General features: G+C 54.5%; 11 protein-coding genes. 9 read left to right on the top strand and 2 right to left on the bottom strand.

The features are described from left to right. The first annotated feature begins 35 nt into the window (after positions 1-35). The 5 genes from dgoR to QEN31_RS00065 all read left to right on the top strand — a co-directional run bounded on the left by dgoR (position 36) and on the right by QEN31_RS00065 (position 4,768). On the top strand, positions 36-725 hold the full coding sequence (gene dgoR / locus QEN31_RS00045; protein ID WP_000174317.1) for a D-galactonate utilization transcriptional regulator DgoR: 690 nt from the start codon (positions 36-38) through the stop codon (positions 723-725). Further along, entirely contained in the window at positions 722-1,600 is an 879-nt protein-coding gene (locus QEN31_RS00050) for a 2-dehydro-3-deoxygalactonokinase (RefSeq protein ID WP_000127130.1), read from the top strand. Before dgoR ends, QEN31_RS00050 begins: the two co-directional genes overlap by 4 nt. Next, positions 1,584-2,201: a 2-dehydro-3-deoxy-6-phosphogalactonate aldolase gene (locus tag QEN31_RS00055; RefSeq protein ID WP_001198742.1), complete on the top strand. Its 618-nt coding sequence runs from the start codon at positions 1,584-1,586 to the stop codon at positions 2,199-2,201. The genes QEN31_RS00050 and QEN31_RS00055 overlap by 17 nt, the downstream gene beginning before the upstream one ends. Beyond that, entirely contained in the window at positions 2,198-3,346 is a 1,149-nt protein-coding gene (dgoD, locus tag QEN31_RS00060; RefSeq protein ID WP_000704735.1) for a galactonate dehydratase, read from the top strand. The genes QEN31_RS00055 and dgoD overlap by 4 nt, the downstream gene beginning before the upstream one ends. A gap of 84 nt (positions 3,347-3,430) precedes the next feature. After that, complete coding sequence (locus QEN31_RS00065; protein ID WP_000253524.1) at positions 3,431-4,768, top strand: MFS transporter; 1,338 nt, start codon at positions 3,431-3,433, stop codon at positions 4,766-4,768. 25 nt (positions 4,769-4,793) lie between these two features. On the opposite strand, the gene torS is transcribed toward QEN31_RS00065, so the two are convergent. After that, positions 4,794-7,529, bottom strand: coding sequence for a TMAO reductase system sensor histidine kinase/response regulator TorS (gene torS, locus QEN31_RS00070; protein ID WP_064239912.1), 2,736 nt, complete (start codon positions 7,527-7,529; stop codon positions 4,794-4,796). A gap of 79 nt (positions 7,530-7,608) precedes the next feature. Between torS and torT the strand changes: the two genes are divergently transcribed. Continuing rightward, complete coding sequence (gene torT / locus QEN31_RS00075) at positions 7,609-8,649, top strand: TMAO reductase system periplasmic protein TorT (protein ID WP_001202049.1); 1,041 nt, start codon at positions 7,609-7,611, stop codon at positions 8,647-8,649. On the opposite strand, the gene torR is transcribed toward torT, so the two are convergent. Next, complete coding sequence (torR, locus tag QEN31_RS00080; protein WP_001562512.1) at positions 8,622-9,314, bottom strand: two-component system response regulator TorR; 693 nt, start codon at positions 9,312-9,314, stop codon at positions 8,622-8,624. The two genes, torT and torR, sit on opposite strands and share 28 nt — an antisense overlap. 129 nt (positions 9,315-9,443) lie before the next feature. On the opposite strand from torR, the gene torC reads away from it, so the two are divergent. Genes torC through torD form a run of 3 tightly spaced genes read left to right on the top strand, consistent with a single transcriptional unit; the run spans position 9,444 to position 13,795 of the window. Beyond that, the gene (gene torC / locus QEN31_RS00085) at positions 9,444-10,628 is read left to right on the top strand and encodes a pentaheme c-type cytochrome TorC (RefSeq protein ID WP_064239911.1); all 1,185 of its coding nucleotides are present in this window, start codon (positions 9,444-9,446) and stop codon (positions 10,626-10,628) included. Continuing rightward, the gene (gene torA / locus QEN31_RS00090) at positions 10,618-13,170 is read left to right on the top strand and encodes a trimethylamine-N-oxide reductase TorA (RefSeq protein WP_000790668.1); all 2,553 of its coding nucleotides are present in this window, start codon (positions 10,618-10,620) and stop codon (positions 13,168-13,170) included. Before torC ends, torA begins: the two co-directional genes overlap by 11 nt. Further along, positions 13,163-13,795, top strand: coding sequence for a molecular chaperone TorD (torD, locus tag QEN31_RS00095; protein ID WP_000595421.1), 633 nt, complete (start codon positions 13,163-13,165; stop codon positions 13,793-13,795). The genes torA and torD overlap by 8 nt, the downstream gene beginning before the upstream one ends. Positions 13,796-13,920 lie beyond the last annotated feature (125 nt).

Here is a 13,920-nt window from a genome sequence, read left to right on the forward strand (position 1 = left end):
AGTAAGAGAGTTCACATCGAGCACAAGGACTCTCTATGACTCTCAATAAAACCGATCGCATCGTTATCACGCTGGGCAAACAGATTGTCAGCGGTAAATACGTACCCGGTTCGGCGCTGCCAGCGGAAGCGGATCTGTGCGAGGAGTTTGAAACGTCGCGCAACATCATTCGCGAAGTGTTTCGTTCGCTTATGGCGAAGCGGCTAATTGAAATGAAGCGCTATCGCGGCGCGTTTATCGCACCGCGTAACCAGTGGAATTATCTCGATACCGACGTGCTGCAATGGGTGCTGGAAAATGACTACGACCCGAGGCTTATCAGCGCGATGAGCGAAATACGAAACCTGGTGGAGCCAGCAATAGCACGCTGGGCGGCGGAACGGGCAACATCAAGCGATCTGGCTGAAATTGAGTCGGCGCTAAACGACATGATTGCCAACAACCAGGACCGGGAAGCGTTTAACGAGGCGGATATTCGCTATCACGAAGCAGTGTTGCAGTCGGTGCATAACCCGGTACTGCAACAGTTAAATGTAGCGATCAGCTCGCTACAGCGAGCGGTATTTGAACGGACCTGGATGGGCGATGCGGCCAATATGCCGAAAACGCTCCAGGAACATAAGGCGCTATTCGATGCGATACGGCATCAGGATGGCGATGCGGCAGAGCAGGCGGCATTAACCATGATCGCCAGCTCGACACGAAGGTTAAAGGAAATCACATGACAGCTCGCTACATCGCAATTGACTGGGGATCGACCAATCTGCGCGCCTGGCTTTACCAGGGCGACAAATGCCTGGAGAGCAGGCAATCAGAAGCAGGCGTTACACGCCTGAACGGTAAATCTCCTGACGCGGTGTTAGCAGAAGTCACAACACACTGGCGCGACAGCGCCACCCCCGTGGTAATGGCGGGCATGATCGGCAGTAACGTAGGCTGGCAAAATGCGCCTTATCTGCCGGTTCCCGCCCTGTTCTCCGCTATTGGCGAACAGTTAACCGCCGTTGGCGACAACATCTGGATCATCCCCGGATTGTGTGTCTCACGCGAGGATAACCACAACGTGATGCGCGGCGAAGAGACGCAACTGCTTGGCGCCCGCGAACTTTCTCCTTCTTCTGTCTATGTCATGCCCGGCACGCATTGCAAATGGGTACAGACTGATACGCAACAAATTCATGATTTTCGTACTGTGATGACAGGCGAACTCCATCACTTGTTGTTGCGTCACTCGCTGGTCGGGGCTGGTTTGCCGGAACAGGAAGCTTCTGGCGACGCCTATGCCGCGGGGCTGGAGCGCGGTCTTAATTCTCCTGCCGTCCTGCCTTCTCTTTTTGAGGTTCGCGCCTCGCACGTGTTGGGGCATCTTGCGCGTGAGCAGGTCAGCGACTTCCTCTCCGGCCTGTTGATTGGCGCGGAAGTCGCCAGCATGAGCGAATCCTTCGCGGCGCAACAGGCTATCACTCTCGTCGCTGGACCCGCGCTGATCTCACGTTACCAACAGGCGTTTAGTGCTATTGGGCGTGATGTTTCAACCGTGGATGGCGATATGGCATTTCAGGCTGGAATAAGGAGCATCGCTCATGCAGTGGCAAACTAATCTCCCTCTCATCGCTATCTTACGCGGTATTACGCCCGATGATGCCCTGGCGCACGTTGGCGCGGTGGTGGATGCGGGATTTGACGCTATAGAAATTCCGCTTAACTCCCCACAGTGGGAAAAAAGCATTTCTTCCGTGGTGAAGGCGTATGGCGGCAGGGCGCTTATTGGCGCTGGTACCGTACTGAAACCGGAACAGGTAGACCAGCTTGCCGGGATGGGCTGCAAGCTGATCGTCACGCCGAATATCCAACCGGAGGTGATCCGCCGGGCGGTGAGCTATGGCATGACCGTGTGTCCGGGCTGCGCCACGGCAACGGAAGCCTTTTCTGCGCTGGATGCAGGCGCACAGGCGTTAAAAATTTTCCCGTCGTCGGCGTTTGGTCCGGGCTACATCAGCGCGCTGAAAGCGGTACTTCCGCCGGATGTTCCGCTATTTGCCGTCGGCGGCGTGACGCCGGAAAACCTGGCGCAATGGATTAAAGCAGGCTGTGTGGGCGCGGGACTGGGTAGCGATCTCTATCGCGCCGGGCAATCCGTTGAACGCACCGCGCAGCAGGCTGCGGCATTTGTTAATGCGTATCGAGAGGCAGTGAAATGAAAATAACTCACATCACCACGTACCGTTTACCTCCACGTTGGATGTTCCTGAAAATCGAAACGGATGAAGGCGTGGTTGGCTGGGGAGAGCCGGTCATTGAAGGTCGGGCACGTACTGTAGAGGCGGCAGTACATGAGTTTGCCGACTACCTGATAGGGAAAGATCCGGCGCGTATCAACGACCTGTGGCAGGTAATGTACCGGGCCGGTTTTTATCGCGGCGGCCCGATTATGATGAGCGCCATCGCCGGTATTGACCAGGCATTGTGGGATATCAAAGGCAAGGTGTTGAATGCGCCGGTCTGGCAGCTCATGGGCGGCCTGGTGCGCGACAAAATCAAGGCCTATAGCTGGGTGGGCGGCGATCGTCCGGCAGACGTCATTGACGGTATTGAAAAATTGCGCGGTATTGGTTTTGACACCTTCAAGCTGAACGGCTGTGAAGAGATGGGCGTGATTGATAACTCCCGTGCGGTGGATGCGGCGGTCAATACCGTGGCGCAAATCCGCGAAGCTTTCGGCAGTGAAATTGAGTTTGGGCTCGATTTCCACGGTCGCGTTAGCGCGCCGATGGCGAAGGTGCTGATTAAAGAACTGGAACCCTATCGTCCGCTGTTTATTGAAGAGCCGGTGCTGGCGGAACAGGCGGAATATTATCCGCGCCTGGCAGCGCAAACGCATATTCCGATTGCCGCAGGCGAACGTATGTTCTCGCGTTTTGAATTTAAACGCGTGCTGGACGCGGGCGGGTTGGCGATTCTACAGCCGGATTTATCCCACGCGGGCGGCATTACCGAATGCTATAAAATCGCCGGAATGGCGGAAGCATATGATGTGGCGCTGGCGCCGCATTGCCCGCTGGGTCCAATCGCCCTGGCTGCCTGCCTGCATATCGATTTTGTTTCGCGCAACGCGGTATTCCAGGAGCAGAGCATGGGCATTCACTATAACAAGGGCGCGGAGCTGCTCGACTTTGTGAAAAACAAAGAAGACTTCAGCATGGACGGCGGCTTCTTTAAACCCTTAACCAAACCGGGTCTTGGCGTAGACATTGACGAGGCCAGGGTGATTGAACTTAGCAAAAGCGCGCCGGACTGGCGTAATCCGTTGTGGCGGCACGCTGACGGATCGGTAGCCGAGTGGTGATCGCCACGCTGTAGGCTCAACAAACGTCGCCCTCCGGGCAACCCAATTTAAATATAAAAACACACCCTCTGTAATTTACAGGGCATGGTGAGCGGCCTCGCTATGCCCAGAATCTGGAGACAGATGACGATGGATATTTCAGTTACAGCAGCACAGCCGGGGCGTCGCCGCTATCTGACGCTGGTGATGATCTTTATTACCGTGGTGATTTGCTACGTCGATCGTGCCAACCTTGCCGTGGCTTCCATGCATATTCAAAAAGAATTCGGCATTACCAAAGCGGAAATGGGCTATGTCTTCTCCGCTTTTGCCTGGCTCTATACGTTATGCCAGATCCCTGGCGGCTGGTTTCTCGACCGTATTGGGTCCCGGCTGACCTATTTTATCGCTATCTTCGGCTGGTCAGTCGCGACGCTATTGCAGGGGTTTGCGACGGGACTATTGTCGCTTATCGGCCTGCGCGCTATTACCGGGATTTTCGAGGCGCCAGCCTTTCCGGCAAATAACCGGATGGTCACTAGCTGGTTTCCGGAGCATGAGCGCGCATCCGCAGTCGGGTTCTACACCTCCGGACAGTTCGTCGGACTGGCATTCCTTACGCCGCTGCTGATCTGGATTCAGGAAATGCTGAGCTGGCACTGGGTCTTTATCGTCACCGGCGGTATCGGGATTATCTGGTCATTGGTCTGGTTTAAGGTTTATCAACCGCCGCGTTTGACGAAAAGCCTTAGCCAGGCGGAGCTGGAGTATATTCGCGATGGCGGCGGTCTGGTGGATGGCGATGCGCCAGCGAAAAAAGAGGCCCGCCAGCCGTTGACGAAAGCCGACTGGAAACTGGTGTTCCATCGTAAGCTGGTGGGCGTCTACCTCGGTCAGTTCGCCGTAAACTCTACGCTATGGTTCTTTCTGACCTGGTTCCCTAATTATCTGACCCAGGAAAAAGGCATTACCGCGCTAAAAGCGGGCTTTATGACGACCGTACCGTTCCTGGCTGCCTTTTTTGGCGTACTGCTCTCCGGCTGGCTGGCGGATAAACTGGTGAAAAAAGGCTTCTCGCTGGGCGTGGCGCGCAAAACGCCGATTATTTGCGGTTTGCTCATCTCCACGTGCATTATGGGCGCTAACTACACTAACGATCCGTTGTGGATTATGGCATTGATGGCGATAGCTTTCTTCGGCAACGGATTTGCGTCCATTACCTGGTCGTTAATCTCTTCGCTTGCGCCGATGCGGTTGATTGGCCTTACCGGCGGTATGTTTAACTTTATCGGCGGGTTGGGCGGGATTAGCGTACCGTTAGTGATTGGTTATCTGGCGCAAAGCTACGGTTTTGCTCCGGCGCTGGTCTATATCTCCGTTGTGGCCCTGCTGGGCGCGCTGTCTTACATCCTGTTAGTGGGCGATGTGAAACGCGTCGGATAAGTTGGCCGTGGCGAGCCGGAAGTCATTATGGCGAAGGATGACCGGCTATCCATGCGTCGAGCGCCGTCACTCCCTGCGTCACGATAGTTTTAATATCTATATCGCTTAGCGGTTGCAATTCCAGCTCCCGACAGGCTTCGGTTGCCTGCGTCATCCCCAGGCTGGCGCAGCCGCTTTTTAATTTATGCGCCAGCCGCTTAATGTTAACGTCGTCATTCATGGCGCGCGCCGCCTCGATCTCCTCGACTAAAGGCAGCGCGCTGTCTTTGAATAACGCGATCCATTGCCGGAGTTTTTCCGGGCCGACAGACGCCATATCGCCGGCAAGCTGATGTTCATTCAGCATCGCCCGCGCGTTGTGAGATTTGCCCTGTAAATAGTGCGCTATCATGCGGTAAAGCTCCTCGCGGGGAACGGGCTTTTGAATAATCCCGCAGAAAAGACCGGCGGTACGCTGACGAAGATTATCGTCTATCACATGCGCGCTAAAACCAATGCGTTTCATGGCGGGATACTGACTCATCAACTGCTGCGCCAGGGTTAAGCCGTCATAATCCGGTAAATCAAAATCCACCAGCGCCACATCAAAGGACTCGCCTTCGGCTAAACAGCGTAGCGCGTCATTCGCGCTTTCAGCTACTGAGACCTTCACCCCTTTACCCGTGAGCATTTCAGCGGTAATACGCTGCGTCAGCATATTATCTTCAATCAGCAACAGGCGTAGTCCGTTAAGATTTACCGGTTCCCTGAACGCACTTTTGCTTGCGGGTTTGGGGTGGCGAACCGGCAGTTGTAAGCGAAAACAACTGCCAACATGAAGCGTACTGGTGACGGTTAGCGTCCCGCCCATCGCCTCTGCCAGGCTGGCGCTGATAGCCAGCCCCAGGCCCGTCCCGCCCCGGCGTCCAGTCGCCTGCACAAACGGTTTGAAAATAGCCGTCAGCTTTGCTTCAGGGATACCGCATCCGGTATCTTCAACCTCAATAAACCAGCTCTGATCGTCGCAAAACGTGCGCAGCACTATGCTGCCGCGATCGGTAAATTTCGCCGCATTACTTAAAAGATTAATCACAATTTGACGTATCCGGCGCGGATCGCCTTGTAGCGTGGAAGGGAGTTGCTCGCTAAAGTCGGTGATGAGCGCCACCTGCACGCGGCTGTGCATTAAATGCAGCGCGCTATTCAACAATTGTCGCGGTTCAAACGGTTCCTCGCTAATGGAAACGTTGGTGCCGCCTACTTCAATCGCTGAGTAATCAAGAATATCGTTAAGAATCGCCAGTAGCGATTCGCCTGAATCATTAATGGCCTGTAAGTCGTCGCGGTAGTTTGCCATGAGCGGTTTATCGGCCAGCAATTGTACCGTACCGAGAATGCCGTAAAGCGGCGTGCGAATTTCATGGCTCATGGCGGCAAGGAACGTCGATTTCGCCTCGTTGGCCTTTTCCGCTTCGGCGCGCGCCTGCCGGTGTTCCAGCACCAGCGCATGAAGCTCCGCCGTTTGCGAACGCACCTGTTCCGCCAAATCCTCACGATGGCGGTTTAATTTGCGCACGTTGGCGCGAAACGCTTCCATCAGACGGCTGATGGTATCCAGTTCGCTGACGCCAGCCGCCTCCGGAAACGGTGAGTCAATATCGCCCTCCAGTAACCGCTGTAAGGCCTGCGTTTGTTGCGCCAGCGGGCGGGATACGGAACGGTAAACCACTCGCCAAAGAATAAAACTTAATGAGCACAGCGCCAGGATGCCTAAGATCACTAACCCTATTTGCCCACGCTGACTGGCGTGTGTAAGACGCGCTAACCCAGCCTCGTTTCGTTTTTCGATGGCGTTCACCAACTGCGACACTTCCGTACTGAAGCGGGTAAACTGAAAGAGGTTATTGGCCATAAGCGTTTGAAGCTGGTCGCGGATGGCGTTTTCCTTACGAAACAGGGTAACCAGCGTGGTGTACTGGTTTATTTTCTCCAGCGCGTCGGCGATTTGGGCGCGAACGGTAGGATCTTCTATACGCTGCTGGCGGCGGGATAAAATTTTAACCAACTGATTAAGTTTTTCATCGGTTTCCTCGGCATCGCTCAGCCCTTGCGCGTCTTTTAAGGTCACAATGAGCTGCTTAAACCGCAGGGCATTGACCCGCAACTCATTCATCTGATTCACATACTCAAGGTCGATATCAATCAATCGGTCAAGCGCGCGTTCAGCCTGATCCCCTTTACCGCTTTCGATAAGATCGTAAATACCGGCCTGGGTGGCGCCCGCAGATGTCGCTGCATTATTGGCCTGACCGTGAGCCTGGGCGGCAATGCTTTCCGCCGCCTCCGCAATCTGGCGGCTTAACTGCTGTTGCTGTGCGCGCAGCGTGAGAATTTCACCGACCAGCGTTCCCTGTTGCCCAAGCGTTTGCGCAATCTCTTTTTCTTGCCGGGCGATGGCCGAGGTATTAAATCCCTGCTCGCTTAATGCCTGCAAAAGATGGTTAATTTTAAGGCTTTGCGCTTTCAGCATCTTCCCCTGCGCCAGCCAAACGCCCTCACTGTCGGCATTGGTCAGATTTTGCGCGGAAAAGAGCTCGTAAGCGCTGGCTTCGCTTAACTGCCTGGCCATATTCATCGTCGGGAGCAGCGCTTGCGTATTGGTTTGCTCCACCTGACTAATGACGCGCAGGCTTATCCAGCCGATCACGGTGCTGAGCAGGGTGAGTGCCGCCATCAGGGCGAAGGCCAGCCATAATCTGCGGGTCAGTGAAGGCGTTGACATTTATGCGCCGCGGGTGAAATGGGTTGAGTTGCCGCCGGAAAAACCATTAGGATAAAACCTTATTGCTGGTGGGGCTATCATGCGCGCGCTTATTTCGTTCTTTTTTTTGATAATCATCGTCTCGAATGTAGAAACGGCGTCAGCCGAAACCGGACTGCTACACTGGACGCGCGCCGATCGGGCGATTCCCTGGCGGCAAACGTCAGTCAATGCGAGTAAACCCTGGAAACTGTGCGCATTATACCCCAGCCTGAAAGATTCTTACTGGTTGTCCGTCAACTACGGGATGCAAAAAGCGGCCAAATTGTATGGCGTTGATTTAAAAGTGCTGGAAGCGAATGGCTATCGGCAACTGGCGACGCAACAACAGCAAATGACGCAGTGCCGGGAGTGGGGCGCCGACGCTATTCTGCTTGGCAGCAGTACCATTCGTTTCCCGGAACTGGAACGGTATGCCGGTAATGTGCCGGTTATTGAAGTGGCGAACGTGATACGCGACGCCAGCGTGGCAACTCACGTCGGTCTGCCGTGGTTTCAGATGGGTTATCTGCCGGGACGTTTCCTGGTGCAGTGGAGCAAAGGAAAAACGCTTAACGTTTTACTCTTCCCGGGGCCGGAGGAAGCTGGCGGCAGTCAGGAGATGGTGGCGGGTTTTCGTCAGGCAATTAAAGGCAGCGCCATCAACATTGTGGATATCGCCTGGGGCGATAACGACATTGAAGTGCAGCGAAACTTACTCCAGGAAATGCTGGAGCGTCATCCGGACGCCAATGTGGTCGCCGGGTCGGCGATAGCGGCGGAGGCGGCGATGGGCGAAGGGCGAAATTTGACGACTCCGCTCACGATCGTCTCATTTTATCTGACGCATCAGGTTTATCGCGGTTTAAAACGCGGCCATATCCTGATGGCGCTCAGCGATCAGATGGCCTGGCAGGGAGAATTAGCGATAACGCAGTCGATTAAGGTCTTACAGGGGCAACCGGTGCCTGAAAATATCAGCCCGCCGGTGCTTATTTTGACGCATAACAACGCCGACAGCGCGCGCGTTCGCCGTTCGCTATCGCCTCCGGGATTTCGGCCCGTCTATCTGTATCAATACACCTCCGAGGCTAAAAAGTAGCCTTCGCCATGCTGTGTGACCAGCAGTTCCGGCGTAATTTTATGGCGTAAGCGGCGAACCAGGACATCAATCGTGCGGAGATCCGGGGTCTCTACGCGGCGGGCGGAAAGCATTCGCAGCAGACGTTCGCGATGCAGCACTTTGCCTGGGTTGGTCACAAAGGCCAGCAGCAGCTCGTACTCCGCGCGCGTAAGCTTAATGGCTTCACCATTGTGCTCCAGCGTGTGATTCATCACGTTCAGGCAGTAACCGGAAAACATATAGCAGTTTTCACTGGCATTTTGCGGCGTGGGGCGGGCCAGATCGATGCGCCACAAAAGATTTTTCACCCGCACTACCAGCTCGCGCAGTTCCAGCGGCTTGGTGACGTAGTCGTCCGCGCCCATCTCCAGCCCGACGATGCGGTCAATTTGGTCGCAACGCCCCGTCACCAGAATAATGCCCACCGTGGAGCGTTCGCGTAGCGCCCTGGTCAGCATCAACCCGTTTTCATCGGGGAGGTTGATATCCAGCAGGATCAGCGAAACGTGCTCATGCTCCATGATGTCGCGCAGGCCCGCGCCGCTGTCGGTCACCGAGACACGATACCCCTCCTGCTCAAAATAGGCCTGTAATCTGGCCTGAGTAACAGGTTCATCCTCAACAATAACAATGTGATGTGACATCCTGCGCGCGGTCTCTTTCTGTTCATATCTGTTCATATATTGCCGTATCCCGTTCATCCTGACCAGTGACGCTGTTCATATTTGCGGAATAAGATCTGCGCATTAAACCATATAATTACAGGGGCTATTATGCGAAAACTCTGGAGAGCGCTATTCAGGCCAAGCGCCCGTTGGTCGATACTGGCGCTGGTCATTGTCGGGATTGTGATCGGCGTTGCGCTGATCGTGTTACCTCACGTCGGTATCAAACTGACCAGTACGACAGAGTTTTGCGTCAGCTGCCATAGTATGCAGCCGGTGTATCAGGAATATAAACAGTCCGTACATTTCCAGAACGCTTCCGGCGTACGCGCGGAATGCCACGATTGCCATATCCCCCCTGATATTCCAGGCATGGTGAAACGTAAGCTGGAAGCCAGCAACGATCTTTACCAGACATTTATCGCCCACTCGATTGATACCCCGGAAAAATTTGAAGCCAAACGCGCCGAGCTTGCCGAGCGTGAATGGGCGCGCATGAAAGAGAATAACTCCGCGACCTGTCGTTCCTGCCATAACTACGATGCGATGGATCACGCGAAACAGAACCCGGAAGCGGCGCGGCAAATGAAAATCGCCGCGAAAGAAAATCAATCCTGCATCGACTGCCATAAAGGGATTGCCCACCAGCTACCGGATATGAGCAGCGGTTTTCGCAAACAGTTTGATGAACTGCGCGCCAGCGCCAGTACGCATAATGACGGCGATACGCTCTATTCGCTGGATATCAAGCCGATTTACGCCGCTAAAGGCGATAAAGAACCGGCAGGTTCGCTGTTACCTGCTTCTGAAGTGAAAGTCCTTAAACGGGACGGTGACTGGCTGCAAGTGCAAATCGAAGGCTGGACGGAGACGGACGGTCGCCAGCGCGTGCTGACGCAGTTGCCCGGTAAACGTATTTTTGTCGCCTCGATTCGCGGCGATGTGCAACAGCATGTGAAAACGCTGGAAGAGACCACCGTCGCGGCGACCAATACTCAGTGGAGCAAATTACAGGCAACCGCGTGGATGCAAAAAGGCGACATGGTAAATGACATTAAACCGATTTGGGCCTATGCCGACTCCCTCTATAACGGCACCTGTAATCAGTGTCACGGCGCGCCGGACAAAGCGCACTTTGACGCTAACGGCTGGATCGGCACGCTCAACGGCATGATCGGTTTCACCAGTCTGGATAAGCGTGAAGAACGTACCTTGTTGAAATATCTCCAGATGAATGCGTCTGATACCACCAACACGCCGCACAGCGATAAGGGAGAACACAATGAAAAATAAGGACTCGTTACACGTCTCTCGTCGACGTTTTCTGGCACAGCTTGGCGGCTTGACGGTGGCAGGAATGCTGGGGCCGTCACTACTGACGCCCCGTAGCGCCCGCGCAGCGGATGCCGTTGCGCCAGGCGCCGCGACGAAAGAGGGTATCCTTACCGGTTCTCACTGGGGGGCGATTCGCGCCACGGTGGTTGACGGTCGATTTGTGGCGGCAAAACCGTTTGAACAGGATAAATACCCGTCCAAAATGATCGCCGGCCTGCCCGATCACGTCCACAACGCGGCGCGTATTCGCTATCCGATGGTGCGCGTCGACTGGATGCGCAAAGGTCATCAAAGCGACACCTCGCAGCGCGGCGATAATCGTTTTGTGCGCGTCTCCTGGGATGAAGCGCTGGATCTGTTCTATCAGGAACTGGAGCGGGTGCAAAAAACCTACGGGCCGAGCGCGTTACTGACGGCGAGCGGCTGGCAATCTACCGGCATGTTCCATAACGCCTCCGGGATGCTGGCGCGCGCGATTGCGCTACATGGCAATAGCGTTAGCACGGGAGGGGACTATTCGACCGGCGCGGCGCAGGTGATTCTGCCGCGCGTGGTGGGTTCAATGGAAGTGTACGAGCAGCAAACGTCATGGCCTCTGGTTTTACAGAACAGTAAAACGATTGTGCTATGGGGTTCTGATATGGTGAAAAACCAGCAGGCAAACTGGTGGTGCCCGGATCACGATGTCTATCAGTACTATGAACAATTAAAAGAAAAAGTTGCCAGCGGCGCTATCTCGGTCATCAGCATCGATCCGGTCGTCACCTCCACGCACGATTATCTGGGGCGCGATAAGGTCAAACATATCGCCATTAACCCGCAGACGGATGTCCCGTTACAACTGGCGCTGGCGCATACCCTGTACAGCGAGAAACTGTACGATAAAAATTTCCTCGATAACTATTGCGTCGGTTTTGACCAGTTCCTCCCCTATTTGCTGGGCGAAAAAGATGGACAGCCCAAAGATGCCGCCTGGGCGGAAAAACTGTGCGGTATTGACGCCGACACCATCCGCGCGTTGGCGCGGCAGATGGCGGGCGACAGAACGCAAATCATCGCTGGCTGGTGCGTGCAACGTATGCAGCATGGCGAACAGTGGTCATGGATGGTCGTCGTGCTGGCGGCAATGCTGGGACAGATTGGTTTACCGGGCGGCGGCTTTGGTTTTGGCTGGCACTATAACGGCGCCGGGACGCCTGGTCGTAAAGGGATCATTTTAAGCGGCTTTTCCGGTTCGACGACCGTTCCGCCAGTGCACGACAGCACGGATTACAAAGGCTACAGCAGCACCATTCCTATTGCGCGTTTTATGGATGCCATTCTTGAACCGGGCAAGATCATTAACTGGAACGGGAAATCGGTTAAATTACCGCCGCTGAAGATGTGCGTGTTCGCCGGGACCAACCCGTTCCACCGACACCAACAAATTAACCGCATAATTGAAGGCTGGCGCAAGCTGGAAACGGTCATCGCTATTGATAACCAGTGGACGTCGACCTGCCGCTTTGCGGATATCGTTTTGCCGGCTACCACCCAATTTGAGCGTAACGACCTTGATCAGTTCGGCAACCACTCTAACCGCGGCATTATCGCCATGAAACAGGTGGTGTCGCCGCAGTTTGAAGCGCGTAACGACTTTGATATTTTCCGCGATCTCTGCCGACGCTTTAACCGTGAAGCGGCATTCACGGAAGGTCTTGATGAAATGGGCTGGCTGAAACGCATCTGGCAGGAAGGGAGCCAGCAGGGAAAAGGTCGCGGTATCCACTTACCGACTTTCGAGGTGTTCTGGAATCAACAGGAGTACATCGAGTTTGATCATCCGCAGATGTTTGTGCGCCATCAGGCTTTCCGTGAAGATCCGGACCTGGAGCCGTTGGGCACGCCAAGCGGTTTGATCGAGATTTACTCCAAAACGATCGCCGACATGCAATACGACGATTGTCAGGGCCATCCCATGTGGTTCGAAAAAATCGAACGCTCGCATGGCGGGCCGGGATCGCAGCGCTGGCCGCTGCACTTACAGTCCGTCCACCCTGATTTCCGTCTGCATTCCCAACTGTGCGAGTCGGAAACGCTGCGTCAGCAATATGCCGTTGGCGGCAAGGAGCCGGTCTTTATTAACCCACAGGATGCCAGCGCGCGCGGGATCCGCAACGGTGACATCGTGCGGGTATTCAATGCACGCGGGCAGGTACTGGCGGGAGCGGTAGTTTCCGATCGCTATGCGCCGGGCGTGGCGCGAATTCATGAAGGCGCCTGGTACGATCCTGATAAAGGCGGCGATCTCAACGCGTTATGTAAGTACGGCAACCCTAACGTATTAACGCTGGATATCGGTACATCACAGCTCGCACAGGCGACCAGCGCGCATACGACGCTGGTGGAAATTGAAAAATATACCGGCCCTATGGATAACGTCACGGCGTTTAACGGTCCGGTCGAGATGGTCGCGCAGTGTGAATATGTACCCGCATCGCAGGGGAATCCGCATGATTAAGCAGCCAGCGCTTGCTCAGGAACAGTACGCCTGCGTATATGCATGGCTGGCGTTACTCTTTTTCCGGGAAGTGGATGATGAAGGGTTAATACAATTACAGTCCGCGGAGATCGCGGACTGGCTGGCGCTGTTAAAGCGTCAGCCCGCGCTGGCGGCGTCGGTGGCGTTACTCGAACAAAAAATTGCCGCACTTAGCCTGCGCCAGGATGCGCAGCTGGAGCTGGCCGCAGATTTTTGCGGATTGTTCCTGATGACGGATAAAAAATCGGCGTTGCCCTACGCCTCGCAATACCCGCAGCAGGAACCCGGCATGATTAAACATTTATTGCTTGAAGCCGGGATGGAAGTCAACGACGATTTTAAAGAGCCGACCGACCACCTGGCGATTTATCTGGAATTACTCAGCCATTTACATTTTTCATTGGGTGAATCGTTCCAACAACGGAGAATGAATAAATTACGCCAGAAAACATTGTCGTCATTACTGGAATGGCTTCCGGAATTTACAAATAATTGCCTTAAGCATGATCCCTATGGCTTTTATGCTGCGTTAAGTCAATTATTGTTGGCTATCGTTCGTTTTGATGACGGAAAAGAGGATTTATCCATTGTTGCTGCTGAATAAACCCTGTGACGGACATCGCAAAATAAATCTTACGATAGTCGGGGGTTATCATATCTATAGGTTTAGCCAATTGTAATTATTGATACCAATCAATATCCATGATGGGTTTGTATTTAGTATTGACG

The organism is Salmonella sp. SA15303 (assembly GCF_029962125.1).
Classification (GTDB): domain Bacteria; phylum Pseudomonadota; class Gammaproteobacteria; order Enterobacterales; family Enterobacteriaceae; genus Salmonella; species Salmonella enterica.

Bases quoted from the DNA above. Each gene is read 5' to 3' on its own strand.
- dgoR (WP_000174317.1), top strand. From the start codon at position 36: ATGACTCTCAATAAAACCGATCGCATCGTTATCACGCTGGGCAAACAG.
- torR (WP_001562512.1), bottom strand. From the start codon at position 9,314: ATGTCACATCACATTGTTATTGTTGAGGATGAACCTGTTACTCAGGCC.
- QEN31_RS00065 (WP_000253524.1), top strand. From the start codon at position 3,431: ATGGTGAGCGGCCTCGCTATGCCCAGAATCTGGAGACAGATGACGATG.
- torT (WP_001202049.1), top strand. From the start codon at position 7,609: ATGCGCGCGCTTATTTCGTTCTTTTTTTTGATAATCATCGTCTCGAAT.
- torS (WP_064239912.1), bottom strand. From the start codon at position 7,529: ATGTCAACGCCTTCACTGACCCGCAGATTATGGCTGGCCTTCGCCCTG.
- torA (WP_000790668.1), top strand. From the start codon at position 10,618: ATGAAAAATAAGGACTCGTTACACGTCTCTCGTCGACGTTTTCTGGCA.
- QEN31_RS00050 (WP_000127130.1), top strand. From the start codon at position 722: ATGACAGCTCGCTACATCGCAATTGACTGGGGATCGACCAATCTGCGC.
- dgoD (WP_000704735.1), top strand. From the start codon at position 2,198: ATGAAAATAACTCACATCACCACGTACCGTTTACCTCCACGTTGGATG.
- torC (WP_064239911.1), top strand. From the start codon at position 9,444: ATGCGAAAACTCTGGAGAGCGCTATTCAGGCCAAGCGCCCGTTGGTCG.
- QEN31_RS00055 (WP_001198742.1), top strand. From the start codon at position 1,584: ATGCAGTGGCAAACTAATCTCCCTCTCATCGCTATCTTACGCGGTATT.
- torD (WP_000595421.1), top strand. From the start codon at position 13,163: ATGATTAAGCAGCCAGCGCTTGCTCAGGAACAGTACGCCTGCGTATAT.